Here is a 26,079-nt window from a genome sequence, read left to right as displayed (position 1 = left end):
CCGAAGACCCTACGTTCCGCCTCACTGCTGCGCCGTGTACGGGAAATCGGCGGAGAAGTGGGTGATCTGGTACCAGATCAACGCGCCGGTCTCGCGGGCGATGCCGTGCAGCTGCGACTCGCGGGTGAACACCGCCGGACCCTGGCGGGTGGGAGCGGTCCAGGCGTCGAGACCGGCGTCGCGCGCCATGGTCCGGGTACGCAACGAATGCCACGGGTCGCTGACGAGCACGACCGACGACAGGCCCAGCTCCGACATCTCGCGGCTGACGGCCTCGACGCTGAGCAGTGTGTCCGAGCCCTCTTCGACGGCGACGATCGACTCGGCGGGCACCCCGCGCGAGACGAGATAGTTCTTGCCCGCCGCGGCCTCGGTAAACAGGTCGCCCTCCTGCTTGCCGCCGACGGTGACGATCCGCGGCGACACTCCCGCTTCGTAGAGCTTGAGGGCCTGCTCGAGGCGGGCCTCGAAAACCGACGACGGTGTGCCCGAATACTGCGCGGCCCCGAGCACGACGATGGCGTCGGCGGGGGTGCGGTCGTCGATCCGCGCGACCTGCCACACCCGCAGCGCCGTGCCGCCGACGACGAGGACGGCGGCGAGCAGCACCCCGATGATCAGTCGCCGGAGCCAGCGCGCGATGCGCGCGCCGACCCCGAGGTCGTCCCCGGTGTACGTCGCGGTGGTGCCGGTGCGGCGGGATGCGGTGCTCACCCCCTGATTCTGCCAGCGAACGAGAACGCGTCGACCGGACGACGCGCCGACCCCGTCCTCACCTCGGAACCACTAGATTCGATTCCATGGCACACGTATCGGCCGCACCGCTCCGGCGACCTGCAGCACCGCTCCGGCGACCTGCACGGTCCGCGCTCGCATTCGTCCCCGCCCTGCTGGCAGTGACCGCGTGGCTGCTCCTTCCCGCGGCGGCCTCCGCGGAGCCACCCTCGCGGCTCCCCCAGCCGATCACCGACACCGCGGGCGTGCTCGACGACGCCGACGTCACACGCATCCAGGAAGCGACGAACACCCTCTACGACGAGCACGGCCTGCAGTTGTGGGTGACCTACGTGTCGAGCTTCGACGGACGCGACTACAACAGTTGGGCGCAGGCCACCGCGGAGGCAAGCAATTTCGGTCCCGACACCGCGCTGCTGGCGGTGGCGACCGACGACCGCGAGTTCGCGCTGTGGACACCGACGGGTTCGGAGATCTCCGAGAGCGAGCGCGACCGGATCAGCTCGTCCGGCGTCGTGCCGGCCCTGCGCAACAGCGATTGGGCGGGCGCCGCCGTGGGCGCGGCCGACGGGTTGAGCAACGCCCTTACGCCGTCGGCTGCTCCGGTGACGACGCTGCTCGTCGGCGGCGGTGTCATCGCGGCCGGTGGTGCCGGGCTCTACGCCTACAACCGGCGGTCGAAGAGGAAGCGCGCCGACGCCGGTGCCGCGCAGGCCGCGCAGGTCGATCCGGCCGACACGACCGCTCTGCGCGGTCTGCCGGTCGAGGGTCTAGACCAGTATGCACAGACCCTCCTGGTGGACACCGACAACGCGGTGCGGTCCAGCGCCGAAGCGCTCGAGCTCGCCCGGGGTGAATTCGGGGACTCCGCGGTGGCTCCTTTCGACCGCGCACACCGGCAGGCACAGGTCGCGTTGGCGAACGCCTTCGAGATCCGTCAGCGCCTCGACGACGACATCCCCGAGACGCCCGAACAGCAGCGCGACATGCTCGTGCAACTCGTCTCCTCGTGCGGGCAGGCGAACCGCGAACTCGATGCGCAGGTCGAGGCGTTCGACAAGATGCGCAACCTGCTGCTCGATGCCCCGGCCCGTCTGGACGGCCTCACGCAGCGCGCGATCGCGCTGCAGGCCCGCATCCCCGAGGCCGAGCGGATTCTGGGGCAGCTGCACTCGGAGTTCCCGGCGGGCGCCCTGACTCCGGTGGTCGACAACGTCTCGCTGGCGCGGGAGGAGATCTCGTTCGCCGAGAACGCGATCGACCAGGGACGCACGGCGGTGGCGCGACCGGTCGGTGAGCAGGGCGACGCCGTGCGCGCGATCCGCGAGGCCGAACGCGCACTGGGGCATGCCGCGACGCTGCTCGACGCGCTCGACCATGCGGCGGAGGACATCCGGCGCGCGATCGCGACGCTTCCCGCCGCGGTGGAGGACGCCGAACAGGGTGTCGCCGACGCGAAGCAACTCCTCGACGCGGGCGGCCCGGAACTCGTCGACGCCCTGAAGGCCGTGCAGGAAGCCCTCGACCACGCCCGGGCCGAGCAGCACACCGACCCGCTGGGCAGTTTCACGCGGGTCGTCGAGGCCGATGCGCGTCTCGACGAGTTGCGTGCCCGGACGCGGCAGGCGAAGCAGCAAGCCGAGGAGATGCGGCGCCGCCTCGAACAGGATCTGAGCGCAGCGCAAGCGCAGGTCACCGCCGCGGCCGACTTCATCGGGACCCGCCGCGGCGTCGTGGGCGCCCAGGCACGCACCCGCCTGTCGGAGGCGCAGCGGCACCTGCAGGCCGCGCAGCAGGCAGCCGAGTCCGATCCGGCGGCCGCCATCCAGTACGCGCGGTCCGCCGCGTCGCTGGCCGCGCAGGCACTGCGCAGCGCCCAGAACGACGTGCAGCGCTGGAACAACCAGCACCGTCCGCCCCGCGGTGGTTCGTCGGGCGGCAACGTCGCCGGTGCCGTGCTCGGCGGCATCCTCATCAACAGCGTGCTCAACAGCGGCCGCGGCGGTGGCTTCGGTGGCGGTTTCGGTGGGGGCGGTTTCGGGGGCGGCGGCTTCGGCGGATCTAGTGGAGGACGCTTCTAGACCGGACGCTACCCCCACTACGAACTCGTGGGACGCCTCGGAACGGTCGACGTCGCGCTGCCACCGACCGACACGGACACGGTCTCATGGTTCTTCCGCAGCCCGCTCTACAAGCACTTCGGGTTGCTCACCGAATACGAGGGCACCTTCACCCACCAGGGTCGCAGCGTCACGGCCGACGGTCTGTGCTCGTTCGAGTACGGGGCGATACCGAGCCCGTATCTGATGCGGTCCACTCCTCTGCCGCCCGCGGCGAAGGCTCCGCTCGACCATTTCGTATACCAGATCGTCGATCTCGACGCCGACACGCAGATCCTGTTGAGCCGCTACGCGATCGGTGACCGACCGTTCATGACGACGGCGATCCTGCGTACCCGCAGCGGTGACGGAACCCGTTGCCGGGACGTGGATTTCGAGATGGTTGAACTGCGCGACCAGTCCGAGCCGACTCCCTACGGCATCCCGATGCAGGTGCCGCGCCGGACCCGGTTCCTGGTGAAGGACACCCGCGGTCGTCCCTGGTTGGATTTCGAAGGGATCATGGACACCCCCTTCACCTACGGGCTGAGCACCGGATTCGTCACCGGTTTCGCATGGTCGGCGATCTGGCGGGGTGAGGAGATCTCCGGCCGCAGATATTTCGAGTACATCGATCGACGCTCGACGAGGTGACCGCTACGAGCACCCGGCTACGAAGCGACAGATGCCCTCCGGTCCGTCGGGACCGGAGGGCATCTGCGTCGATCGGATCGGTCAGCAGCCGATCAGGCGCTGCGCGAGGTAGCCCTCGACCTGGTCGAGGCTCACACGCTCCTGCGCCATGGTGTCGCGCTCACGGATCGTGACGGCCTGGTCCTCGAGGGTGTCGAAGTCGACTGTGATGCAGAACGGGGTGCCGATCTCGTCCTGGCGACGGTAGCGGCGGCCGATGGCGCCGGCGTCGTCGAACTCGATGTTCCAGTTCTGGCGCAGCTTCGCGGCGAGGTCCTTGGCCTTCGGGCTCAGGTCGGCGTTGCGGCTGAGCGGCAGCACGGCGGCCTTGACCGGCGCGAGACGACGGTCGAGGCGCAGCACGGTGCGCTTGTCGACGCCACCCTTGGCGTTGGGTGCCTCGTCCTCGGTGTAGGCGTCGACGAGGAAGGCCATGAGCGAACGGGTCAGGCCGGCCGCCGGCTCGATCACGTAGGGCGTGTAGCGCTCATTGGTGGCCTGATCGAAGAAGCTCAGGTCGGTGCCGGAGTGCTTCGAGTGCGTCGACAGGTCGAAGTCGGTGCGGTTCGCGACGCCCTCGAGCTCACCCCATTCGCTGCCCTGGAAGTGGAAGCGGTACTCGATGTCGACGGTGCGCTTCGAGTAGTGCGACAGCTTCTCGAGCGGGTGCTCGTAGAGGCGCAGGTTGTCCTTGTTGATGCCCAGATCGGTGTACCAGTTCATCCGGTAGTCGATCCAGTACTGGTGCCACTGCTCGTCTTCGCCGGGCTTGACGAAGAACTCCATCTCCATCTGCTCGAACTCGCGGGTGCGGAAGATGAAGTTGCCGGGCGTGATCTCGTTGCGGAAGCTCTTGCCGATCTGGCCGATGCCGAAGGGCGGCTTCTTACGCGAGGTGGTGAGCACGTTCGCGAAGTTCACGAAGATGCCCTGCGCCGTCTCGGGGCGCAGGTAGTGCAGGCCTTCCTCGCTCTCGATCGGGCCGAGGAAGGTCTTGAGCATCATGTTGAAGTCGCGGGGCTCGGTCCACTGGCCCTTGGTGCCGCAGTCCGGGCAGACGATCTCGGTCATCGGCACGGCGTCGGGGTCGTCGAGCTTGTTCTTCTCGGCGTAGGCCTCCTGCAGGTGGTCCTGCCGGTGACGCTTGTGACAGCTCAGGCACTCGACGAGCGGGTCGTTGAAGACACCGACGTGGCCGGAGGCGACCCAGACCTGACGCGGCAGGATCACGGACGAGTCGAGGCCGACGACGTCCTCGCGGCTGGTGACCATGTTGCGCCACCACTGCTTCTTGATGTTGTCCTTGAGCTCCACGCCGAGCGGCCCGTAATCCCACGCGGACCTGGTGCCGCCGTAGATCTCACCGCAGGGATAGACCAGGCCCCGGCGCTTGGCGAGGTTGGCGACGGTATCGATCTTGGATTTGGGTGCCACTCGGTTTCTCCATCTTCGATGCGGGTTTTCGCAGCATGCGTCGATCTGTAAGCCTATCGCTCCTCGTTCGCAGCTCGAATTCGCGCCGGTTGACATGCACAACCGTGCATATCAAAATGGAATCGATTTGCAATAAGGCCCGCCGACCGGCGGCCGCCCCTGCCCCGAGGAGCCCCGTGAGCATCGACGCCGATCCACGCGAGTGCAGCACGGGCGAGCGCGCCCGCGGCCCGATCGGCAGCGACGCCCTGCCGTCCCCGGTCGATGTCTCCCCCGGCGCCCTGATCGCGGCCGGTGAGCTGCTGCGCGCACTGTCGGCACCCGTCCGCATCTCGATCGTGCTCGAACTGCGCGAGTCGGCCCGCTGCGTGCACGAACTCGTCGGCGCCCTCGGCGTCACCCAGCCGCTCATCAGCCAGCATCTCCGCGTGCTCAAGACCGCCGGCGTCGTGCGCGGCGAACGCTCGGGACGCGAAGTGCTCTACCACCTGGCCGACGACCATCTCGCCCGCATCGTCGTCGACGCCGTCGCTCACGCCCAGGAAGGACGATCGCAGTGACCTCCGCCCGCAAACCTCTCGTGGGGGTCCGCTCGACCCGTCAACGCAGCGCCATCGTCGACCTGCTCGACAACACCGAGGAGTTCCGGTCCGCCCAGGACCTGCACGACGAGCTGCGCAAGCGCGGCGAGGGCATCGGCCTGACGACCGTCTACCGCACCCTGCAGTCGCTCGCCGAGGTCGGCAGCGTCGACGTGCTGCGCACCGACAGCGGCGAGTCGTTGTTCCGGCGGTGTTCCTCCGGGCACCACCACCATCTCGTGTGCCGCCACTGCGGCTTCACGGTCGAGGTGGACGGCCCGGAGGTCGAACGCTGGTCGCACGAGGTGGCCGAGTCGAACGGCTTCGTCGACGTCAGCCACACCGTGGAGATCTTCGGCAACTGCCGCGAGTGCGCCCTCGCTCAGGGCTGAACCGACGGCCCGCGGCCGTCAGCCGCAATCGCAGTCATCACAGCCGCAGCCGTCGGCGAGCAGGTTCTCCTCGCCGTCCTCGGCCTCACCGTCGAAGACCGACGCTTCTCCGCCGAGACGCTGCGCCAATGCGCGTGCCTGCTCGACGACCGGCACGAGCGACGCGACGGCCCGCACGAGATGGATCGGGACGAGCGGCGACGCCGCGACCCGCAGTTCGACGGTGACTCGGTCCTTGTCGAGGACGAACTTGACTTCGGGGAACTCGACCTGCAGGTCGCCGAGGACCTCGGCGGCGCGGGTGCGGCCCGTGATGCCCTCGACCAGGTAGGTGGTGAGCAGCACGAAGCCGCCCTCGGCGTCGACCGTCGCGTAGGTGAGCACGTCGTCGATCCAGATCGGGATCTCGCCGTCCTCGTCGGGCTCGGGCGCTTCCTCGAGAATCTCGGACAGCGTCTCCACCACAGCGGCGCGCAGCATGTCGTCGTCCTCGGTGGGGATCGCGACGGCGTGCGTCCCGTCGGCGGCGACGACCTCCTCGGTGGTGGTCTCGGCGTCGATGTCGGTGGTGGTCACGAATTCTCCTTGGGATCGGGGGTGCCGGCCACGGCGCCACGCGCGTCGGCGGCACCGTCGAGCACGAGCAACAGCATGGTGGTCAGCGCCGTGTCGTCGAGCCCGGTCGCGGGGAACGAGTACCGCAGCACGACGTCGGCGTCGGTCTCGCGTTCGATGAGGTGGACCGAGCCGAACTGCAGGGCGTCGGCGGCGGCCGCGACCCGACCGCGCACGGCGTCGTCGAGCGGAAGATCCCACGCGAGCACTCCGGTGACGGAGACCACGTCGAGTCCTTCGGTGAGCGTGACGACCTGCAGCGCGAAGGGCACGGCGCCGTAGTCGAATCCGAACGAGCCGTCGCCGTCGGCGGCGGACGACGGGGTGCGGACGTCGACGAAGGGCGTCAGCGCGCCCGCGATCCGCTCGCGCAGCGAGGTCACTTCACACCACCGAACCGCCGGTCGCGGGAGGCGTATTCGACGCACGCCGCCCACAGATCGCGCCGGTCGAAATCGGGGAACATCGTGTCCTGGAAGACGAGTTCGGCGTAGGCCGACTGCCACAGCAGGAAGTTCGAGGTGCGCTGCTCGCCCGAGGGCCGCAGGAACAGGTCGACGTCGGGCATGTCGGGCTCGTCGAGATACCGCGCGATCGTCGACTCCGTAATGCGTTCGGGATCGAGTTCCCCTGCCGCGACCCGGCGGGCGATCTCCCGTGCGGCGTCGGCGATCTCGGCGCGACCGCCGTAGTTGACGCACATCGTGAGAGTCATGACGTCGTTGTCCTTCGTCAGTTCCTCGGCGATCTCGAGTTCCTTGATCACGCTGCGCCACAGGCGGGGACGGCGACCGGCCCACCGGACGCGCACCCCCATCTCGTGCATCTCGTCGCGGCGGCGGCGGATCACGTCGCGGTTGAAGCCCATGAGGAAGCGGACCTCGTCGGGGCTGCGCTTCCAGTTCTCGGTGGAGAAGGCGTAGGCCGAGAGCCACTCGACGCCCATCTCGATACATCCGCACACCGTGTCCATCAGCACGGCCTCGCCGCGTTCGTGGCCGGCGGTGCGCGGCAGACCGCGCTCCTGCGCCCAGCGACCGTTGCCGTCCATCACGAGCGCCACGTGCTGGGGGATCAGCTCGGGTTGCAGCACGGGAGGTCGCGCGCCCGACGGATGCGGGTCGGGCGGCCGGATCACCCGCTCAGGCGATGGGGGCGTGGTACGTCGTCGAATCACGGTCCCCATCCTGCCGGACACCCCGGGCGACGTCATCAACCCGGTTCCCCGTCGCAGGTTCGGTGCGACCGCGCTCCACGAGGGGCAGCGAACGCAGTTGCCGTTCGAGATGCCACTGCAGGTGCGCGGCGACGAGCCCGCTGGCCTGGCGACGCACCGCCGTGTCGGCGGCCTCGGTGTCGGCCCAGCGTCCGTGGTTGAGCGCGTCGAGCAGCGCCAACACACCCGGGGCCGGGGTGGCCGCCCCCGGCGGACGGCAGTGCACGCACACCGCACCACCGGCGGCGACGTGGAAGGCGGTGTGCGGGCCGGGACGGTCGCAGCGCGCGCAGTGGGTGATCGCCGGCGCCCATCCCGCGTAGGCCATGGCCCGCAGCAGATAGGCGTCGAGTACGAGTTCGGGTGGCCGGGTGCGGTCGCACACCGCGCGGAGGGCGCCGACGGTGAGTGCGTGCAGGCGCGGCACGGGCGCGCGTTCCTCACCGGCGAGGCGTTCGGCGGTCTCGAGGATCGCGCACGCGGTGGTGTAGCGGGGGTAGTCGTCGACGATACCCACCGCGAAGGCGTCGAGGGTCTGCACCTGGGTGATGACGTCGAGACTGCGGCCCGGGTGGAGCTGGACGTCGATGTGGGCGAACGGTTCGAGCCGTGCGCCGAACTTGGAGCGTGTCCGGCGCACGCCCTTCGCGACGGCCCGCACGAGACCGTGCCGACGCGTCAGCAGGGTGACGATGCGGTCGGCCTCGCCCAGCTTGTGCTGGCGCAGCACCACCGCGTTGTCCCGATAAAGCCTCACTCCCCGAGTCTGTCATGTCGCGGTGACACGGGACGGTCCACGAAGGGACTCGACACCCAGAACGGGAACGCGTTATTGTTCGTTCGAACGAACGGGGGAACGAATGGACGCTCGAACCGACCTGCGCGACCTGAAGGCGACCGTCGAGGCACTCGACCGCGGCGAGACCACCTCCACGGACCTCGTCCGTGCGAGCCTCGACCGGATCGACGAATCGCAACCGCACCTGAACGCCTTCCGCGTCGTGCGCCGCACCACCGCACTCGACGAGGCCCGCGAGGCCGACCGGCGCCGCGCGAACGGCGAACGCCTCCCCCTGCTGGGTGTCCCCATCGCGATCAAGGACGACACCGACATCGTCGGCGAGACGACGATGTTCGGCTGCGCCGGCACCTTCGCCCCGAAGGACACCGACGCCGAGGTGGTGCGTCGCCTGCGGGCCGCCGGCGCGGTGATCGTCGGCAAGACCCACTCCCCCGAACTCGGCCAGTGGCCGCTCACCGGCGGCGACGCCTTCGGGCACACCCGCAGCGCGTGGTCGCGCGACCACACCCCCGGCGGCTCGTCGGGTGGCAGCGCCGCGGCCGTCGCGGCGGGACTCGTGCCGGCCGCCCTGGGATCCGACGGCGCCGGATCGGTCCGCATCCCCGCCTCGTGGTCCAATCTCGTCGGCATCAAGCCCCAACGCGGCCGGATCTCCATGTGGCCCGACGCCGAATCCTTCAACGGACTCACCACGCACGGCCCACTCGCCCGCACGGTCGCCGACGCGGCCCTGCTCCTCGACGTCGTGTCCGGGAACCACCCCGGCGACCGGCACGCGTGCGCGCCGCTGACCGTCTCCGACGCCGTGGGACGAGATCCCGGCAGACTGAACATCGCTCTGTCGCTGAAGATCCCGTTCACCGCGACACCCACCAGCCTCGACGCCCGCGTCCGCACCCGCATCGCCGCACTCGCCGCGGTACTGCGCGATCTCGGCCACGAGGTGACGCTCGCCGATCCCGACTACGGAATGACGTTCGGTCTCACCTTCCTCCCTCGATCCATGGCCGGTATCGAGGATTGGTTGTACCGCCTGCCCGACCCGTCCCTCGCCGACGTGCGCACCCGCGCCAACGCCCGCACCGGCCGGTTCCTGCACGGTTATCCGTTGCGGGCGGCGCGCGCGGTCGAACCGCGACTGCACCGTCGGGTCGGCCGCATCTTCGACCGGTTCGACGTCGTACTCGCCCCCACCACTGCCACACCGCCGCTGCCGGTGACGGCGATCGACGGCATCGGCGGCTGGGCGACCGACAAGGTCATCACCGGCGCATGCCCCTACGCGTGGCCGTGGAACGTGCTGGGCTGGCCCGCGATCAACGTCCCCGCGGGTTTCACCGAGGAGCGACTGCCGGTGGGTGCCCAGCTGCTCGGCCCGGCGAACTCCGAACCGCTGCTGGTGTCCCTCGCCTCCCAACTCGAATCGGTGCTGCGCTGGCACGAACACACCCCGGAGCGATGGTGGTGACCACGCGCGACGACGCCCGCTCGCGGATCGTCCACGCCACCCTGTATCTCGTCGGCACCGACGGGGTCGCCGGGGTGACGAACCGGCGCATCGCGGCGCGCGCCGAAGTGTCGCTCGGTTCGATCACCTACCATTTCCCCACCCAGGCCGACCTGCTGCGCGCCGCGCTCGAGTTCTTCGTCGACGAGGAGACCGAGCGGCTGCGAGAACTCGCCGAGCAGTATCGATCCCGGGCCCTGTCGCTGACGGAGGCCGCCGAACTCACCGAACGCGTCGCCCACGACCTGACCTTCACGGCCGAACGCATCGCCCCCTTCGAGCTCTATGTGCAGGCGGGGCGCGACGAGGAACTGCGGCGGGTCGCCGAACGCTGCTGGCGTGCCTACGACGCGTTGACTGCCTCCGTCCTTTCCGCGCTGGGAGTGCCGGATCCGGAGACGATCGCCCCGACGGTCGTCGCGACCATCACCGGGTTGCAACTGCGCCGCCTGTCGACGGGTACGGAGCCGGATCTGTCGGAGGCCGTTCTGCTGCTGCTGCACGGCGCGGCGGCCACGCGTCGCTGAGTTCTCTTCGGTCACCGGCCCCGGCGTGACGACGCGTTCACACCCGCGTCCGCGACGAAACACCACCGTCACGAATTATGCCGTGTGCACAATTCTTTCGCGTCGCGAGTGGTTGGTCGGCCGATTGCCGAGTCCTGTCCGACTCTTCGGGATCGACATGTTCCGGCCGACGACGGCGGTGCCGCCCATCGATGCTCGCGGCGATGCTGCACCATCGGCGCCGACGAACTCATGGTGCGTCCCTTCGGGCGCTGGATGATCAACGGCCGTATCGCCTACGTCGTGCTGTTCGTCGTCACCTATCTGCTGTCGTTGTTCTTCTGCCCACACCTGCTCTCGCGATCATCGGTGCCGTGCTGCTCCCGGCGGCGATCAAGGCCGGGCTGCCGCCGCTCGGCCTTGATCGCCCTCGCGATTTCCGGACAGGGCGTGGCCCTCGAACATTGCGCCACCCATTTCGTCGACGGCTTGGTCCACGCGTTCAAGGCCATGGGAATCATCCTGCCGGTGGCAGGATTCGTGTACCCCGGCATCCCCGACTACTCCGGCTCGATCCTGGGACTCGAGGACGGCACCGGGCCGGCCTTCCTGTTCGACGCCGTCGAGAGCATCCAGACCCGCATTCCCGACAACGGTCTCTTCGCCGCGTTCAGCATGATCCTGATCGGCATGCTCATCGGTCTGGACGGCTCCGCTGGGCCGGTCTGCCGCTTACCGGTGGTATCGCCGCTGCGCTCGCCCCGCAGGCCGGAACGGACACCGCAACGCTTGCCGCCCTTGCGCAGAACGCCGCGACCTGGACCGGCGGCGGCACCCGCGTCATCTGGTCGTCGCTGATCGTGGTCGCGGGCTTCTGCCGCGTCCCGGTCGGAGATCTCGTGCGACGACTCGCGATCCCAGTGGTGAGCGGATTGCTCGTCGCCGCTGTCGCCGCTTCGACGTCTCCGCCGCCGTCACCATGACACCGCGGCCGGCGGAACTGATCGACCGCTTCAGCGCGTTCGTCGGCACCGACCTACCTCGCGTCGATGTGGGTCGCCCGGCCGATCACCGCGTCCACCCCGTAGGGCTCGGCGTCAGAATCCCAGACGGCCCAGCTGTTTGGGGTCTCGCTGCCAGTCCTTCGCGACCTTCACGTGCAGGTCGAGGTAGATCTTCACGCCGAGGAGCTTCTCGATCTGGGTGCGTGCGGCGGTGCCCACTTCGCGCAGCCGCGCGCCCCCCTTGCCGATGACGATGCCCTTCTGGCTCGGCCGTTCGACGTAGAGCAGGGCGTGCACGTCGAGCATCTCGCCCTGCTTCTCGGTGCGACCCTCGCGTTCGGTGATCTCCTCGATCACGACGGCGAGCGAGTGGGGCAGCTCGTCGCCGAGACCTTCGAGGGCGGCCTCGCGGATGAGCTCGGCCATCAGGGTCTCTTCCGGCTCGTCGGTGAGCTCGCCGTCGGGATAGAAGGCCGGTCCGGGTTCCATGTGCGAGACGAGGACGTCGACGAGGACCTCGACCTGCTCACCCGAGGCCGCGGAGACCGGCACGACCTCGCAGTTCTCGCCGAGGAGCTTCGACACGGCGAGCAACTGCGCGGCGACCTGCTGTTTGCCCACCTTGTCGATCTTCGTGACAATGCCGATGACCGGGGTCTTCGGCGCCATGTGGCGCACCTGCTCGAGGATCCAGCGGTCGCCGGGGCCGATCTTCTCGTCGGCGGGGAAGCACATGCCGATCGCGTCGACCTCGGAGTAGGTGTCCTGCACCAGGTCGTTGAGCCGCTGGCCGAGCAGGGTGCGCGGGCGGTGCAGTCCCGGGGTGTCCACGAGGATGAGCTGGGCGTTGTCGCGGTGGACGATGCCGCGGATGGTGTGGCGGGTGGTCTGCGGGCGCGACGAGGTGATCGCGATCTTGCTGCCGACGAGCGCATTCGTGAGCGTCGACTTCCCGGTGTTGGGCCGGCCGACGAAACAGATGAAGCCGGAACGGAAGTCGGTGTCGGTCATGCATGCTCCTCGGTGGTGGCCGTATCGGTATCGGTGGGTTCTTCTTCGGGGCTGACGCGCTGCACGAAGACGGTGCTCACACGCACCCGCCCGCGGACGTCCGGTCCGCCCTCGCCGCGGAGCAGCAGGCCGTGGGTCCGTACCTCCGCACCCGGCAGAGGAACTCGGCCGAGTTCGTAGCCGAGGAGTCCGCCGACGGTGTCGACCTCGTCGTCCTCGATGTCGATGTCGAACAGTTCGCCGAGGTCCTCGACGGGAAGTCGCGCGGAAACGCGGTAGGTGTCGTCGCCGAGTTCCTCGACGTCGGGGATCTCCCCGGTGTCGTACTCGTCGGCGATCTCGCCGACGATCTCCTCGATGACGTCCTCGATCGTCACGAGACCGGCGATGCCGCCGTATTCGTCGACGAGGATCGCCATGTGGTTGCGGTCGCGCTGCATGTCGGCGAGCAGATCGTCGAGGCGCTTCGAATCCGGCACGAAGACCGCCGGTCGCATGACGTCGGCGACGGAGACGCTGCGTCCGCCGTCGCGGTGGTAGTAGGTCTGCTGGACGAGATCCTTGAGGTAGACGACACCGCGGATGTCGTCGACGTTCTCACCGATCACCGGGATCCGCGAGTGCCCGCTGCGGACGGCGAGCGAGGTGGCCTGACCGGCCGTCTTGGTCTCCTCGATCCACACCATCTCGGGGCGTGGAACCATGATCTCGCGAGCGGTGGTGTCGCCGAAGTCGAACACCGACTGGATCATCCGGCGTTCCTCGTCGGCCACGACCCCGCTCTCCTGAGCGAGATCGACCAGTTCGCGCAGCTCGATCTCGTTGGAGAACGGGCCGTTCCTGAAACCGCGACCGGGTGTGACCGCATTGCCGACGCTGATGAGGATTCGGCTGATCGGACCGAGCAGGACACCGAGTACCCGCAGCGGTCCGGTGGCGGCGAGCGCGATCGGGTACGCGTGCTGGCGTCCGAGCGTGCGCGGGCTGACCCCGATCACGACGTAGTCGACGATCACCATCACCGCAGCGCCCACGACGAGCGCCCATGTGCGGTCGAGCACGGCGAGCAACGCACCGACGAGCACGACGGTGGCGGTGATCTCGCAGAGGATGCGCAGCAGCACCGTCAGATTGACGTAGCGGGGCCGATCGTCGAGCAGACCGAGCAGGCGGCGCGCACTGGGGCGGCCCTCCTTCGCGAGTTCCTCGGCGCGCGCCGCGGATACGGTGTTGAGCGCGGAATCGACGGCGGCGAACAGGCCGCCGAGCACCACCAGGACGACCGCCAGGACGACGAGGGGCACGGTACTCACGCGATCGTCACTCCCTCGATCGGTGCCGTCCGATCACGATGGCTCGCACTGTCGCCGCTCATGATTCGGGGGTGTCGACGAAACCGGCCTTGCCCAGCAACTTCCGGTCGCGGGCGGCGAGCCGCGCCTCGTGCTCGGCGCGGCGGATCTCCTCGTACCACTCGGCGAGGAGCTGGTTCTGCAGGCCGAACATCTCCTTCTCCTCCTCCGGTTCGGCGTGGTCGTAGCCGAGGAGGTGGAGCATGCCGTGCACGGTGAGCAGGGCGAGTTCGTGGGCCACCGGGTGACCGGCCTTCGCCGCCTGGTCGGCGGCGAACTGCGGACACAGCACGATGTCGCCGAGCATCGACGGTCCCGGTTCGGGAGCGTCCGGACGCCCCCCGGGCTCGAGTTCGTCCATGGGGAACGACATCACGTCGGTGGGGCCGGGAAGGTCCATCCACCGCACGTGCAGATCGGCCATGGTGTCGAGGTCCACGAGCACCATCGACAACTCCGCCGCCGGATGCACATCCATCCGGGCGATCACGAAACGGGCGACGTCGAGGAGTTCCTCCTCCGAGACGTCCATTCCCGATTCGTTCGAGATCTCGATGCTCATGACTGGAGTTCCTTCTGCACGACGGTATTCGGTTGATCTACAAGGGCGTTCATCGACGCTGCACCCGCTGCGCGCGACGTTGAGCACGGTTGCCGGGGATCCCGTCGCCGTCGCGGGTGGCCTCGAAACGGCTGTAGGCGTCGACGATGTCGGAGACGAGCCGGTGCCGCACGACGTCGCTGCTGTCGAGTCGCGCGATGTGGATGTCGTCGATGCCGTCGAGGATCTCGGTGGCGGCGGCGAGACCCGAACGGGCGCCGCCGGGCAGGTCGATCTGCGTGATGTCGCCCGTCACGACGATCTTGGAATTGAAGCCCAGACGCGTGAGGAACATCTTCATCTGTTCGGCGGTGGTGTTCTGCGCCTCGTCGAGGATGATGAACGCATCGTTCAGGGTGCGGCCACGCATGTACGCCAGGGGTGCGACCTCGATGACCCCGGCCTGCATGAGCTTCGGGATCGCCTCGGGATCCATCATGTCGTGCAGCGCGTCGTGCAGTGGACGCAGATACGGGTCGATCTTCTCGTGCAGGGTGCCCGGCAGGAAGCCGAGCCGCTCCCCTGCCTCGACGGCGGGACGCGTGAGGATGATGCGGTTGACCTGCTTGGTCTGCAGCGCCTGCACGGCCTTTGCCATGGCGAGATAGGTCTTGCCCGTACCAGCCGGTCCGACACCGAAAACGATGGTGTGGGCATCGATCGCGTCGACGTACCGCTTCTGGTTCAGGGTCTTGGGCCGGATCGTCTTCCCGCGCCGCGACAGAATGTCGAGGCTGAGCACGTCGGCCGGCGACTCGGAGAGCCCCTGGGTGAGCATGCCCACGGTGCGACGCACGGCGTCGGGCGCGAGCGATTGTCCGCGACGGACGATGGTGACGAGTTCGGCGAGCGCACGTTCCGCGAGGGCGACGTCGGCGGGCGCTCCGGTCAGCGTGACGGTGTTGCCCCGCACGTGGATGTCCGCCGCCAGGAGGGCTTCGAGGGCGATCAGATTCTCGTCCGCGGCTCCGAGCAGGGGCGCTGCGGCCTCCGAGGGGAGGTCGAGGCTCGATTTGACCGTGGTCGGCTCGAATTCGGGGGGCTCGTGGGGTCGGTCTGGTTCACTCACGTGGACGGTACGTCCTGCTTTCGGTTCGGCTCCTGCACGACGGTCGTCGTGTTCGTGCCAGTCTAGCGCCGGACGAAGCGCACCCTCCCGCAACAGGGAGTTTCAGCGGGGTTGGATTCCGCCTTCACCAGAACCCGCCTCCGCGAGCCACCGCCGTGCCTCGGCGAGGATCCCGGGTGCCCGGTCGGGTGAGACCCCACCGAGCACGAGATTGCCCAGGACGATCGTGTCGCCCGAGTCGTCCACCAGCCCGAGATTGGCCTGCTCGAGTGTGGCCATCGTCAGGCCCTCCATCATCCCTACGAGCACGGGCGCCGGTAGGTAGTCGGAGAGCTGGCTCTGCGCGAGGCCGCGTTCGACGTGCCCGAGGACACGTGAGCGCACCGGGGAGACCAGCTCGGCGATGCGCTGCTCTCCCATCTCCTTGCGGGCGAAGGAGAGCAGCACGCGGTAGCGGTCGCCGATGGGCCAGGTCCGCAACGCCACGACCGCGAGCGCGACCGCGGGATCGTCCGGCTCGGGGTGGTCGAGAGCCTCGGCGAGTGCGGTCGAGGCGTCGTCGACGATCCCCTCGACGAGGGCTTCCCGGTTGGGGAAGTGCGCATAGACGGTGCGGCGGACGACACCCGCGGCTTTGGCGACATCGTCCATGCTCGCGTCGGAGTCGGCCGCAAAGCACATCACCGCAGCGTCGAGTATGCGCATGCGGTTCGCATTGAATCGGGTTCGCGGTCGTGTGACCGAGTTCTCCACGTTCTCGCCCTCTTCCGCCGACTGTGATCTGTCTTTCATTTTAGTTGCACACGGATGTGCAGCTGCGTAATTTGCACACCACCGTGTAGATCGGGGCTCAGGTCCCCGGCCCGTGTCGCACCCGAGGAGAGCCCATGCCCACTGCCGTGACCCTCGCAGGAGGGACCGCAGCGAAGGAACCCTACCGGCTGCGCTGGGCCGGACTGGCGGTGCTGTGCCTGAGCCTGCTCATCGTCGTGATGGCCAACACCTCGCTCATCGTCGCCGCACCCGGCATGCTGCGCGAACTGCAGCTCACCAGCGCCGACATGCAGTGGATCATCGACGGCTACACCGTCCCCTATGCCGCGCTGATGCTGCTGTTCGGCGTGCTCGGCGATCGATACGGACGACGTCGCGCGTTGCTGGCGGGCCTGGTCGTCTTTGCCGCCGGCGCGGTCTACGGATCGTTCGCCGACAGCGCCGGCGACGTGATCGTCGCGCGCATCGTCATGGGGGTGGGCGCCGCCGTGATCATGCCTGCGACACTGTCGCTGCTCGTCGCGATGTTCCCCGTGCACGAGCGTGCCCGCGCGATCGCAGCCTGGGCCGCCACGTCCGGACTCGCCATTGCGCTCGGTCCCCTGCTCGCCGGATGGCTCCTCGAATCGAACTCGTGGGGTTCGACCTTCCTCATCAACGTGCCGATCGCGGCATTCGCCGCGATCGCGGCCCTGATCCTCGTGCCGGCCTCGAAGGCGGACGATCTCACCCGCACCGACTGGGTCGGCGGCGCCCTGTCGGTCGCTGCTCTCGGCGGAATCGTCTACGCGATCATCGAGGGGTTCCACTTCGGTTGGGGCACCGGGGTGATCGCCACCTCGATCGGCTCGGTGATCGCCGCGGTGCTCTTCGTGGTGTGGGAACTTCGCCACCCCCGGCCGTTGCTGGACGTGCGTCGGGTCGCGGACCGGACCGTCGGCGGTGCGTGCGTGTCGGTGTTACTGCTCTTCCTCGTCGCCTTCGGCGCCATCTACTTCGTCGCGCAGCAGTTCCAGTTCGTGCTCGGTTACGGCCCGCTCGAGACCGGTCTGCGTCTGCTTCCCCTCGCGGTGACGGTCTCGCTCGGCGCGGCGCTGAGCGGCCGGCTCGCGCCCCGACTCGGTGCGCGGGTCCTCGTGGGCACGGGCATGGTCGCCGCTGCGGCAGGCATCCTCACCTTGACCGTCACGGACGGCGCCTCCGGCTTCACGCCCTTTCTGATCTCGTTGTTGCTGCTCGGATTGGGCATCGGCCTGGCCACATCCCCGTCCACCGACCTGATCATGGGCGGCTTCCCCGACTCGGACCTCGGAGCGGCGGGCGGGTTGAACGACACCGCAGTGGAATTCGGCGGGTCGCTGGGCATCGCCGTGCTCGGCTCGATCCTCGCGACCACCTATCACCGCGAGATCTCCGGGTTCCTCGACGGATTGCCGTTGGCGGACCTGACAGGTCCGATGGCCGATCAGGCCGCGATGGCGATCGAGGCGGCCGGCGATTCGGTGGGCGGTGCGGCGATCGTCGCGGAGGAACTCGCGGCGAACCCATTCGCGGCGTCGTACGCACAACCGCTGCTCGACGCGTCGTCCGCAGCGTTCGCCGAGGCGATCTCGTCCGCGAGCCTCGTCGCCGGCATCGTCCTGCTCATCGGCGCCGCGGCGGTCACCGCGCTACTCCCCCGCGGACTCCACACCCGCACCGGCAGCGAGGCCGAGATCGGCCACTGACCGGACGGTGAGCAGGTCGAGCGATCGCGCCCAGGCCCGGGTGCTCCGGTTCAGGAAGGCGACGTGATCCTCACCGTCGAACAGCTCCAGCGACACCGGATCTCCTGCCGCGTCGGCCGCGTCGACGTAACGGTGCGCGACACTCGCCGACACCTGCTCGTCGGCGGTGCCGTGCAGCACCGCGACCGGCACACCGATCGGCGGCCGGTGCATCGGCGAGGCCGACCGATAACACTCGGGTGCCTCCGCGTAGGACGCACCGAAGAGCGCCTCGAACGCCTCCACGCGACGACCGCGCTCCCCGGCGGTGACGAGGTCGAGCGCACCCGCCTGCGAAACCACGAATTCCGGTCGCACCGACGTGCTCTCACCCGCGAGCCACACCGCCAGCTGGCCTCCCGCAGAGTGACCGACGAGCCGCACACGGTCGAGATCGACCTCGACACCGCCGCGCTGCGCGTGCGGAACGACCTCGGTGAAGATCGTCTCGTACGCCGCGACCACATCGGCGGACATCTCGTCCCACGCGCCACCGGCCTCGAGACGGCGGTACTCGACGTTCCACGCCACCACACCGCGACGCGCGAGTTCCACGGACAGCGCCGTACCGAGGGTGAGCTGGTAGCGGCCGTGCCACGAACCGCCGTGAACGACCATGACGGCGGGAACGGGCCCCGTCACCGTCGCGGGGTCGGGTAGGAAGACGTGCCCGAACTGCTGCGAGTGGGTGCCGTAGGCGATCTTCGTACGAGCCAAGAGAGGAAATTCCTTCGATACGTATGGTCGGGACCCGCAAGCGATCCCTCAGCACAGAGAATCGGGACCCGCAAGCGATCCCTCAGCACAGAGAATCGGGACCCGCAAGCGATCCCTAGTGCAGGGGCCTGGTACGCCACCGGTCGGTCAACACACCGATCGCGCCGAGTGCGACGGCCGCGGCGGTCGAGGTGCGCAGCACCGTGGGGCCGAGACCGACGGCCACCGCGCCCGCGTCGACGAGGGTCTCGACCTCCGCGTCGTCGAGTCCGCCTTCGGGACCGACGATCAGCGTCAGCGAATCGACGTCGCGCACGGGCAGATCGGCGAAGGGGATCGTGGCGGATTCGTGGAGCACCGCGACGACGTCGCCGCGCTCGACGGCCGAGCGGACCCGTGCGACGACCTCGGGTGTGCGGTGCAACCCGGCCACCGTCGGCACGTGCGCGCGCCGCGACTGCTTCGCCGCGGACGTCGCGACCGCCTGCCACTTGGCAACACCCTTGTCCGCCTTGGCATCCCACCGGGCGACACAGCGCACCGACTGCCACGGTACGAACTCGTCGGCGCCGGCCTCGGTGGCCAGTTCGACGGCGAGTTCGGACCGGTCGGACTTCGGCAGCGCCTGCACGACGGTCACGCTCGGACGCGGCGGGTCGACAACGCGACGACCGAGCACGAGCGCTTCGAGCCGGTCCTTCGCGACCGCCGTGACCTCGACGTCGGCGACCTCACCGGCACCGTCGGACAACACGAGCCGCTCGCCTACCGCGATACGGCGCACCGTCGCGGCGTGCCGGCCCTCCTTGCCGTCGAGCACGGCCGTCCGCCCCTCGTCGGGCAGCGGGTCGAGGTAGAACAGTGTCGCGGCCACCCGAGCGACCTAACGGGCGCTGAACGCGTCGCGCAGGCGCGAGAACAGGCCGCCGGTGTTCTGCGAACCCGTGGTCACGACCTCGACATGCTCCCGGTCGCTGTGCCGGCGCAGGTCCTCGAGCAGCTTCGTCTGCTTGTGATCGAGCTTGCTCGGCACCACGACCTCGAGATGCGCGTGCAGGTCGCCGCGCGTACCCGAGCGCAGCTTCGGCATGCCGTGGCCGCGCAGCACCGAGACCGAACCGGGCTGGGTGCCGGGATCGATGGTGATCTCGGTGGGGCCGTCGAGGATGGTCTCGATCGTCACCTTGGTGCCGAGCGCAGCGTCGACCATGGGCACGCGGATGGTGCAGTGCAGGTCGTCGCCGTCGCGCACGAAAACCTCGTGCTGCTGTTCGAGCACCTCGACGTAGAGATCGCCGGCAGGACCGCCGCCGGGGCCGACCTCGCCCTGGGCCGCGAGGCGGATGCGCATCCCGTTGCCGACGCCGGCGGGCACCTTGACGGTGACCTCGCGGCGTGCGCGCACGCGGCCGTCACCACCGCACTTGCGGCAGGGATCCGGGATCGTCTCGCCGACACCGCGGCAGGTGGGGCACGGGCGGGACGTCATGACCTGGCCGAGGAAGGAACGCTGGACGGACTGGACCTCACCGGCGCCACCGCAGGTCTCGCAGCGCACGGGCTTCGAATCGCCGTGGGTGCCGGAACCGGTGCACGCGTCGCACAGGATCGCGGTGTCGACCGTGACCGTCTTGGTGACGCCGCGAGCGCATTCCTCGAGGGTCAGGCGGGTGCGGAGCAGCGAGTCGGCGCCGGGCTGGACGCGGCCGCGCGGACCGCGGGAACCGCCGGCCCCACCACCGAAGAACGCCTCGAAGACATCACCGAGGCCGCCACCGAAGCCGGCGCCGCCGAAGCCGCCCGCACCGCCGCCACCGGGTTCGAGCGGGTCGCCGCCGAGGTCGACGATGCGTCGCTTCTCGGGGTCCGACAGCACCTCGTAGGCGGCCGAGATCTCCTGGAAACGCTTCTGCGCCGACTCGTCGGGGTTCACATCCGGGTGGTGCTCGCGCGCCAACTTGCGGTACGCCCGTTTGATCTCCTGGTCGGTCGCGTTCTTGGACACGCCGAGCGTCCCGTAGTAGTCCCGTGCCACGTTTGGTTCTCGTCCTTACGTCGTTCTACAGAGCAAAAATGGACGGTGCTCAGCGTTCGCCGAGCACCTCACCGATATATCTCGCAACGGTGGCGACCGATGCGATGGTTCCCGGATAGTCCATCCGGGTGGGGCCGAGCACTCCCAGACCACCGAAGACCGTACCCGCGGCCCCGTAGCCGGTGGACACGACCGAGGTGGTGCGCATCTCCTCGAACTGGGTCTCCTCACCGATGCGGACGGTGACCCGGCCTGCGTCCTGGCTGGACGCGAGCAGTTTGAGCACCACGACCTGCTCCTCGAGGGCTTCGAGGACCGTACGCAACGAGCCCGGCAGCATGCCGTGGCCGTCGAAGTCGGCGGCGTTGCGGGTGAGATTGGCGGTGCCGCCGAGCACGAGACGCTCCTCGGGGTGCTCGACGAGGGTCTCCACCAGCACGGTGGTGCACCGGATGAGCGCGTCGCGCAGATCGTCCGGTGCGTTGTCGGCGAGCTCGGTCACTGCGACGGAGGCCGCGGCGAGCCGCTTGCCGGTCAATGCCCCGCCGAGCAGCTCACGCAACCGCGACAGGCCGTCCTCGTCGATCACGTCGCCGAGTTCGACGATGCGCTGATCGACGCGGCCCGAGTCGGTGATGAGCACGAGCAGCAGCCGCGCCGGTGTCAGCCCGACCACCTCGAGATGTCGCACGGACGACGCGGAGAGCGTCGGGTACTGCACGACCGCGACCTGGCGGGTGAGCTGCGCGAGCAACCGCACCGCGCGGCGCAGCACGTCGTCGAGGTCGACGCCCGATTCGAGGAACTGCAGGATTGCGCGGCGCTCGGCCGACGAGAGCGGTTTGACCTCCGCGATCCTGTCGACGAACTGGCGGTAGCCCTTGTCGGTGGGCACGCGTCCCGAGCTCGTGTGGGTCTGTGTGATGTATCCCTCTGCTTCGAGCACAGCCATGTCGTTGCGGACCGTGGCGCTGGACACTCCGAGATTGTGCCGGTCGACGAGAGTCTTGGAGCCGATCGGCTCCTTGGTGGACACGTAATCCGCCACGATGGCGCGCAAGACCGTGAATCTCCGCTCCTCGGTACTCGACAACCCGCCACCTCCGTTTCCGCCGCCTGCAGGACTGCACCTCTCGGGGCCGTACCCTGCCAGTCTAATCGCGCGACGACCTCGAAGGTGTCGGGCACGTGTGCGATACCACCCCGAACCGGAAGCGACGCCTTCGGCGCGTCCCCCGTAATGTGTTCACATGATCTTCAAGGGCGTCCGGGACGGCAAGCCGTATCCCGATCACGGACTGTCTCTGCGCGACTGGTCGAGGATTCCGCCCCGCCAGGTGCGCCTCGACGAGATCGTCACGACGACGAAGGTGCTCGAACTCGACCGGCTGTTGTCGGAGGACTCGACGTTCTACGGCGATCTGTTCCCACACGCCGTCCAGTGGCAGGGCGTGCTGTACCTCGAGGACGGACTCCACCGTGCCGTGCAGTCCGCGCTGCGGAACCGGACGGTGCTGCACGTGCGTGTCTTCGAGTACGACGTGCTGATTCCCGGTGGCGTGCCCGACCCGGGCGCCGAGGTTCGGGGCCCGTCGCCCGCATAGCCCGATCAAGGGTGGATACCGTGGAGCCCCGCGATGTGTCGAGTGTGATCGTCACCCTCACGTTCGTCACCGTCGACGGCCGGACCGAGTCGGAGAAGCACTGGGTGTCGGTGGTCGAGAACCGTGGGCGGCTGTCGGTCTACGACTCGGAGCGCATCGGAGCAGCATGACGCGACCGGTCGGTCGGAGCAGCATGACGCGACCGGACGGTCAGTCGTCCGCGCCGAGCAGGATGGTGCGGACCACCGCGTCGGCGAGCAGCCGGCCCCGGTCGGTCAGCACGAGCTGATCGTCGCGCTCCACGGCGAGCCCGTCGGCGACCACCGTCTCTGCTGCCTCGCGCTCACCGTCGTCGAGCTCCGACAACGGCAGGCCCGTGCGCAGCCGGACGGTGAGCATGACGAGTTCGGTGTGCCGGTCCTCGGCCGTGAGATGTTCGCTGCCCCCGACGGGCAGGACTCCGTCGGCGAGGGTCGACGCGTAACGGGCGGGATGCTTGACGTTCCACCAGCGCACGCCACCGACGTGGCTGTGCGCGCCCGGCCCGGCGCCCCACCAGTCGCCGCCGTCCCAGTAACCGAGGTTGTGGGCGCAGCGCGCCGACGGATCATCGGCCTTCGCCCAGTTGGACACCTCGTACCAGGTCATCCCGGCGTCGGCGAGTCGCGCGTCGATCCGCTCGTACCGCGATGCGAGCACGTCGTCGTCCGGAGCCGGCAGCTCGCCGCGACGGACACGGCGAGCGAGGGCGGTGCCGTCCTCGACGATGAGCGCGTACGCCGAGACGTGGTCGACCCCCGCTTCGAGCACGGCGTCGAGGGAGGCGTCGAGGTCGGCGTCGCGCTCGCCGGGAGTGCCGTAGATCAGATCGAGGTTGATGTGGCCGAAACCGGCCGCGCGCGCTTCCTTCGCCGCCGCGACGGGACGCCCGGGTGTGTGGGTGCGGTCGAGGACCGCCAGCACGTGGGGCGCCGCGGACTGCATGCCGAGCGACACGCGGGTGTATCCGGCCTCGCGGATCGACGAGAAGAACTCCGTGGAGGTCGACTCCGGGTTCGATTCGGTGGTCACCTCGGCGCCGGGAGCGAGCCCGAACGAGTCGCGGATCGCGTCGAGCACCTGCGCGAGACCGTCCGCGCCGAGCAGCGAGGGTGTTCCGCCGCCGACGAAGACCGTCTCGGCAGCGGGAGTCCGTCGTCCGGATTCGGACAGCAGCCGGGCACCGGCGTCGAGTTCGCGGCGCAGACCCTCCAGCCAGGACTGCGGCGACGCCGCGCTGCCGAGTTCCCCGGCCGTGTAGGTGTTGAAGTCGCAGTAGCCGCAGCGGGTCGCGCAGAAGGGCACGTGCACGTACACACCGAACGGTCGCGTCCCCACTCCTGCGAGTGCCGAAGCGGGAAGTTCGAGACCGGCCGGACGACCCGCGATACCGATTTCCGTGCCGGTGCGTCGACCGATCTCAGTGCTGTTCACGCCCTCCAGTGTTCCAGAGACCTGAAGGGCGGCTCCGCGCGCGACGCCCCTACCTCGACATTTCCCGAAAATCGGGTGGAAATACCGCCCGCAATTCGGAATCGTCCCGGTGACGTGGCACAATGGTCCGCATGACAGGACACGGAGTGCGACTCGTGGCGCGACGCCACGTCGACTTCAAGCGCGTCTGCGCATCCTGTTGTCTGCCTTGCGCCGCTTGTCTCTGCGCCGACTGTCTCTAGTCGGCACTCCCCGGCACATCCCAGATCCCGCCGGGTCGAAGCATGCGTGCACGAGGTCAGCTCCCTCCTGCGCTCGTCGATCCGGTTCCAGCGAGTATCAGGAGACCCTGTATGTCGTCGACCACCGACGTCACGCCCGCCGACGAGTCGGCCACTCCCGCCCGCCGCGCGCGTCCCGCCAAGCGTCGCGCCGAAGGCCAGTGGGCCCTCGGCTACCGGGAGCCGCTCAACGCCAACGAGCAGACGAAGAAGGACGACAACCCGCTCAACGTCCGCAAGCGTATCGAGAACATCTATGCGCAAACCGGTTTCGACGGAATCGACAAGAGCGATCTGCGCGGCCGCTTCCGCTGGTGGGGTCTGTACACCCAGCGCGAGCAGGGCTACGACGGCACCTACACCGGTGACGAGAACATCGACCTGCTCGAGGCGAAGTACTTCATGATGCGGGTGCGCTGCGACGCCGGCGCCCTGAATCTCGCGCAGCTGCGGACGATCGCCGGTATCTCCACCGAGTTCGGTCGCGACACCGCCGACCTGTCCGACCGCGAGAACGTCCAGTACCACTGGATCGAGGTCGAGAACGTCCCCGAGATCTGGCGTCGTCTCGAATCGGTCGGCCTGAAGACCACCGAGGCGTGCGGCGACTGCCCTCGCGTCGTGCTCGGTTCGCCGCTCGCCGGTGAGTCCCTCGACGAGATCATCGACGGCACCCCCGCGATCGACGAGATCGTGCGCCGCTACATCGGCAACCCCGAGTACTCGAACCTGCCGCGCAAGTTCAAGACCGCGATCTCCGGCCAGCAGGACGTCGTGCACGAGATCAACGACGTCGCCTTCATCGGCGTCGAGCATCCCGAGCACGGCCCCGGCTTCGACCTGTGGGTCGGCGGCGGCCTGTCCACCAACCCGATGCTCGCGCAGCGGGTCGGCGCCTGGGTGCCGCTCGAGGAGGTCGCCGATGTGTGGGAAGGCGTCGTCGCGATCTTCCGCGACTACGGCTACCGGCGGCTGCGGTCCAAGGCACGCCTGAAGTTCCTCATCAAGGACTGGGGCATCGAGAAGTTCCGCGAGGTGCTCGAAACCGAGTACCTGAAGCGTCCGCTCATCGACGGCCCGGCCCCGGCCGCACCGGAGCGTCCCATCGATCACGTCGGTATCCAGAAGCTGCGCAACGGCCTCAACGCCGTGGGTGTCGCGCCGATCGCCGGTCGTGTCTCGGGCACGATCCTGTCGAAGGTCGCCGACGCCGCCGAACGTGCGGGTTCCGACCGGATCCGGTTCACCCCATACCAGAAGCTGATCGTGCTCGACGTGGCCGACGACAAGGTCGAGCAGCTCGTCACCGAGCTCGAGGCGCTGGGTCTGCCGGCCTCGCCGTCGCCGTGGCGCAAGAATCTCATGGCGTGCACGGGAATCGAGTTCTGCAAGCTGTCCTTCGTCGAGACGCGCAAGCGTTCGCAAGCCCTCGTGCCCGAGCTCGAGGAGCGTCTCGCCGACATCAACGCGCAGCTCGACGTCCCGGTGACGATCAACATCAACGGCTGCCCGAACTCGTGTGCGCGCTCCCAGATCGCCGACATCGGCTTCAAGGGTCAACTCGTCGACGACGGTGAGGGCAACCAGGTCGAAGGTTTCCAGGTGCACCTCGGCGGTGCGCTGGGCTTCGACGCGAAGTTCGGACGCAAGCTGCGCCAGCACAAGGTCACCAGCGCCGAGCTCGGCGACTACATCGAGCGGGTGGTGCGCACCTTCGTCAAGGAGCGCACGCCCGGCGAGCGCTTCGGCGAATGGGTCGTCCGCGCCGAGGAGGCAGACCTGCGATGACGGGCACTGCTGCAGCGGTCGACA

Annotated in this window: 26 protein-coding genes and 1 pseudogene; 11 read left to right on the top strand and 16 right to left on the bottom strand. The window is 68.8% G+C overall.

Features of this window, described 5'->3' with window-relative positions; all coding sequences use genetic code 11:
• Positions 1–21: 21 nt before the first annotated feature.
• Positions 22–714, bottom strand: coding sequence for a YdcF family protein (locus tag BLV31_RS11390; RefSeq protein ID WP_006554464.1), 693 nt, complete (start codon positions 712–714; stop codon positions 22–24).
• 86 nt (positions 715–800) lie between these two features.
• On the opposite strand from BLV31_RS11390, the gene BLV31_RS11385 reads away from it, so the two are divergent.
• Entirely contained in the window at positions 801–2,816 is a 2,016-nt protein-coding gene (locus BLV31_RS11385; protein WP_072740432.1) for a TPM domain-containing protein, read from the top strand.
• A 15-nt stretch (positions 2,817–2,831) separates the two neighbouring features.
• Positions 2,832–3,488: pseudogene (locus tag BLV31_RS11380) on the top strand (DUF6670 family protein); the annotation flags it as partial.
• Between the two features lie 81 nt (positions 3,489–3,569).
• Here BLV31_RS11380 and BLV31_RS11375 read toward each other — a convergent pair.
• On the bottom strand, positions 3,570–4,961 hold the full coding sequence (locus BLV31_RS11375; RefSeq protein WP_006554466.1) for a glycine--tRNA ligase: 1,392 nt from the start codon (positions 4,959–4,961) through the stop codon (positions 3,570–3,572).
• 176 nt (positions 4,962–5,137) lie between these two features.
• Between BLV31_RS11375 and BLV31_RS11370 the strand changes: the two genes are divergently transcribed.
• Positions 5,138–5,521 (top strand): ArsR/SmtB family transcription factor, encoded by a 384-nt coding sequence (locus BLV31_RS11370; protein ID WP_006554467.1) that lies wholly within the window; start codon positions 5,138–5,140, stop codon positions 5,519–5,521.
• On the top strand, positions 5,518–5,934 hold the full coding sequence (locus BLV31_RS11365) for a Fur family transcriptional regulator (RefSeq protein ID WP_006554468.1): 417 nt from the start codon (positions 5,518–5,520) through the stop codon (positions 5,932–5,934). The genes BLV31_RS11370 and BLV31_RS11365 overlap by 4 nt, the downstream gene beginning before the upstream one ends.
• A gap of 18 nt (positions 5,935–5,952) precedes the next feature.
• Here the strand turns inward: BLV31_RS11365 and BLV31_RS11360 are convergent, their stop codons facing one another.
• Genes BLV31_RS11360 through recO form a run of 4 tightly spaced genes read right to left on the bottom strand, consistent with a single transcriptional unit; the run spans position 5,953 to position 8,522 of the window.
• Complete coding sequence (locus tag BLV31_RS11360) at positions 5,953–6,510, bottom strand: T3SS (YopN, CesT) and YbjN peptide-binding chaperone 1 (RefSeq protein ID WP_033097768.1); 558 nt, start codon at positions 6,508–6,510, stop codon at positions 5,953–5,955.
• Complete coding sequence (locus BLV31_RS11355; protein WP_006554470.1) at positions 6,507–6,932, bottom strand: hypothetical protein; 426 nt, start codon at positions 6,930–6,932, stop codon at positions 6,507–6,509. The genes BLV31_RS11360 and BLV31_RS11355 overlap by 4 nt, the downstream gene beginning before the upstream one ends.
• Positions 6,929–7,735, bottom strand: a complete 807-nt coding sequence (locus tag BLV31_RS11350; RefSeq protein ID WP_050993415.1) for an isoprenyl transferase — start codon at positions 7,733–7,735, stop codon at positions 6,929–6,931. Before BLV31_RS11350 ends, BLV31_RS11355 begins: the two co-directional genes overlap by 4 nt.
• Positions 7,692–8,522, bottom strand: coding sequence for a DNA repair protein RecO (recO, locus tag BLV31_RS11345; RefSeq protein WP_072740431.1), 831 nt, complete (start codon positions 8,520–8,522; stop codon positions 7,692–7,694). The genes BLV31_RS11350 and recO overlap by 44 nt, the downstream gene beginning before the upstream one ends.
• A gap of 103 nt (positions 8,523–8,625) precedes the next feature.
• Between recO and BLV31_RS11340 the strand changes: the two genes are divergently transcribed.
• From BLV31_RS11340 to BLV31_RS25385, 3 genes are all read left to right on the top strand, one after another.
• Positions 8,626–10,035: an amidase gene (locus BLV31_RS11340; protein ID WP_006554473.1), complete on the top strand. Its 1,410-nt coding sequence runs from the start codon at positions 8,626–8,628 to the stop codon at positions 10,033–10,035.
• Entirely contained in the window at positions 10,026–10,601 is a 576-nt protein-coding gene (locus BLV31_RS11335; RefSeq protein ID WP_033097766.1) for a TetR/AcrR family transcriptional regulator, read from the top strand. The genes BLV31_RS11340 and BLV31_RS11335 overlap by 10 nt, the downstream gene beginning before the upstream one ends.
• A gap of 282 nt (positions 10,602–10,883) precedes the next feature.
• Positions 10,884–11,438, top strand: coding sequence for a hypothetical protein (locus tag BLV31_RS25385; RefSeq protein ID WP_248846270.1), 555 nt, complete (start codon positions 10,884–10,886; stop codon positions 11,436–11,438).
• Positions 11,439–11,677: 239 nt separating this feature from the next.
• Here the strand turns inward: BLV31_RS25385 and era are convergent, their stop codons facing one another.
• The 5 genes from era to BLV31_RS11305 form a co-directional block, all read right to left on the bottom strand.
• On the bottom strand, positions 11,678–12,595 hold the full coding sequence (gene era, locus BLV31_RS11325) for a GTPase Era (RefSeq protein WP_024101353.1): 918 nt from the start codon (positions 12,593–12,595) through the stop codon (positions 11,678–11,680).
• Positions 12,592–13,908, bottom strand: coding sequence for a hemolysin family protein (locus tag BLV31_RS11320; RefSeq protein ID WP_006554477.1), 1,317 nt, complete (start codon positions 13,906–13,908; stop codon positions 12,592–12,594). Before BLV31_RS11320 ends, era begins: the two co-directional genes overlap by 4 nt.
• Before the next feature lie 58 nt (positions 13,909–13,966).
• Positions 13,967–14,509 carry an rRNA maturation RNase YbeY gene (gene ybeY / locus BLV31_RS11315; protein WP_006554478.1) on the bottom strand — a complete coding sequence of 181 codons (543 nt, stop codon included), beginning with the start codon at positions 14,507–14,509 and terminating at the stop codon, positions 13,967–13,969.
• Between the two features lie 49 nt (positions 14,510–14,558).
• A complete protein-coding gene (locus tag BLV31_RS11310) occupies positions 14,559–15,617 on the bottom strand; it encodes a PhoH family protein (protein ID WP_006554479.1) in 1,059 nt (352 codons plus the stop codon).
• A gap of 102 nt (positions 15,618–15,719) precedes the next feature.
• A complete protein-coding gene (locus BLV31_RS11305; protein WP_170318574.1) occupies positions 15,720–16,322 on the bottom strand; it encodes a TetR/AcrR family transcriptional regulator in 603 nt (200 codons plus the stop codon).
• Positions 16,323–16,504: 182 nt separating this feature from the next.
• Here BLV31_RS11305 and BLV31_RS11300 point away from each other — a divergent pair, with 182 nt between their 5' ends.
• The gene (locus BLV31_RS11300; RefSeq protein ID WP_064061335.1) at positions 16,505–18,118 is read left to right on the top strand and encodes an MFS transporter; all 1,614 of its coding nucleotides are present in this window, start codon (positions 16,505–16,507) and stop codon (positions 18,116–18,118) included.
• Here the strand turns inward: BLV31_RS11300 and BLV31_RS11295 are convergent.
• The 4 genes from BLV31_RS11295 to hrcA all read right to left on the bottom strand — a co-directional run bounded on the left by BLV31_RS11295 (position 18,062) and on the right by hrcA (position 22,002).
• Positions 18,062–18,874, bottom strand: coding sequence for an alpha/beta hydrolase family protein (locus tag BLV31_RS11295; protein ID WP_064061336.1), 813 nt, complete (start codon positions 18,872–18,874; stop codon positions 18,062–18,064). The two genes, BLV31_RS11300 and BLV31_RS11295, sit on opposite strands and share 57 nt — an antisense overlap.
• 115 nt (positions 18,875–18,989) lie before the next feature.
• Complete coding sequence (locus BLV31_RS11290) at positions 18,990–19,748, bottom strand: 16S rRNA (uracil(1498)-N(3))-methyltransferase (RefSeq protein WP_064061337.1); 759 nt, start codon at positions 19,746–19,748, stop codon at positions 18,990–18,992.
• A 9-nt stretch (positions 19,749–19,757) separates the two neighbouring features.
• Complete coding sequence (dnaJ, locus tag BLV31_RS11285) at positions 19,758–20,909, bottom strand: molecular chaperone DnaJ (RefSeq protein ID WP_006554483.1); 1,152 nt, start codon at positions 20,907–20,909, stop codon at positions 19,758–19,760.
• A 49-nt stretch (positions 20,910–20,958) separates the two neighbouring features.
• Complete coding sequence (hrcA, locus tag BLV31_RS11280; RefSeq protein ID WP_006554484.1) at positions 20,959–22,002, bottom strand: heat-inducible transcriptional repressor HrcA; 1,044 nt, start codon at positions 22,000–22,002, stop codon at positions 20,959–20,961.
• A gap of 157 nt (positions 22,003–22,159) precedes the next feature.
• Between hrcA and BLV31_RS11275 the strand changes: the two genes are divergently transcribed.
• Together BLV31_RS11275 and BLV31_RS25005 are read left to right on the top strand one after the other, a co-directional pair.
• Positions 22,160–22,513 carry a type II toxin-antitoxin system VapB family antitoxin gene (locus tag BLV31_RS11275; RefSeq protein WP_006554485.1) on the top strand — a complete coding sequence of 118 codons (354 nt, stop codon included), beginning with the start codon at positions 22,160–22,162 and terminating at the stop codon, positions 22,511–22,513.
• A 20-nt stretch (positions 22,514–22,533) separates the two neighbouring features.
• Positions 22,534–22,683 carry a hypothetical protein gene (locus BLV31_RS25005; RefSeq protein WP_155738851.1) on the top strand — a complete coding sequence of 50 codons (150 nt, stop codon included), beginning with the start codon at positions 22,534–22,536 and terminating at the stop codon, positions 22,681–22,683.
• Positions 22,684–22,723: 40 nt separating this feature from the next.
• Here the strand turns inward: BLV31_RS25005 and hemW are convergent, their stop codons facing one another.
• Entirely contained in the window at positions 22,724–23,947 is a 1,224-nt protein-coding gene (hemW, locus tag BLV31_RS11270) for a radical SAM family heme chaperone HemW (protein WP_174556243.1), read from the bottom strand.
• 392 nt (positions 23,948–24,339) lie between these two features.
• Between hemW and BLV31_RS11265 the strand changes: the two genes are divergently transcribed.
• Positions 24,340–26,055: a nitrite/sulfite reductase gene (locus BLV31_RS11265; RefSeq protein ID WP_064061338.1), complete on the top strand. Its 1,716-nt coding sequence runs from the start codon at positions 24,340–24,342 to the stop codon at positions 26,053–26,055.
• Positions 26,056–26,079 lie beyond the last annotated feature (24 nt).

This window comes from Rhodococcus pyridinivorans (assembly GCF_900105195.1).
Classification (GTDB): Bacteria; Actinomycetota; Actinomycetes; order Mycobacteriales; family Mycobacteriaceae; genus Rhodococcus; species Rhodococcus pyridinivorans.
Note: the sequence above shows the minus strand (reverse complement) of the source record. Positions and strands in the feature narration are given on the sequence as shown.

Bases quoted from the DNA above. Each gene is read 5' to 3' on its own strand.
- ybeY (WP_006554478.1), bottom strand. From the start codon at position 14,509: ATGAGCATCGAGATCTCGAACGAATCGGGAATGGACGTCTCGGAGGAG.
- BLV31_RS11305 (WP_170318574.1), bottom strand. From the start codon at position 16,322: ATGCGCATACTCGACGCTGCGGTGATGTGCTTTGCGGCCGACTCCGAC.
- BLV31_RS11300 (WP_064061335.1), top strand. From the start codon at position 16,505: ATGCCCACTGCCGTGACCCTCGCAGGAGGGACCGCAGCGAAGGAACCC.
- BLV31_RS11385 (WP_072740432.1), top strand. From the start codon at position 801: ATGGCACACGTATCGGCCGCACCGCTCCGGCGACCTGCAGCACCGCTC.
- BLV31_RS11265 (WP_064061338.1), top strand. From the start codon at position 24,340: ATGTCGTCGACCACCGACGTCACGCCCGCCGACGAGTCGGCCACTCCC.
- BLV31_RS11340 (WP_006554473.1), top strand. From the start codon at position 8,626: ATGGACGCTCGAACCGACCTGCGCGACCTGAAGGCGACCGTCGAGGCA.
- era (WP_024101353.1), bottom strand. From the start codon at position 12,595: ATGACCGACACCGACTTCCGTTCCGGCTTCATCTGTTTCGTCGGCCGG.
- BLV31_RS11335 (WP_033097766.1), top strand. From the start codon at position 10,026: ATGGTGGTGACCACGCGCGACGACGCCCGCTCGCGGATCGTCCACGCC.
- BLV31_RS11275 (WP_006554485.1), top strand. From the start codon at position 22,160: ATGATCTTCAAGGGCGTCCGGGACGGCAAGCCGTATCCCGATCACGGA.
- BLV31_RS11350 (WP_050993415.1), bottom strand. From the start codon at position 7,735: ATGGGGACCGTGATTCGACGACGTACCACGCCCCCATCGCCTGAGCGG.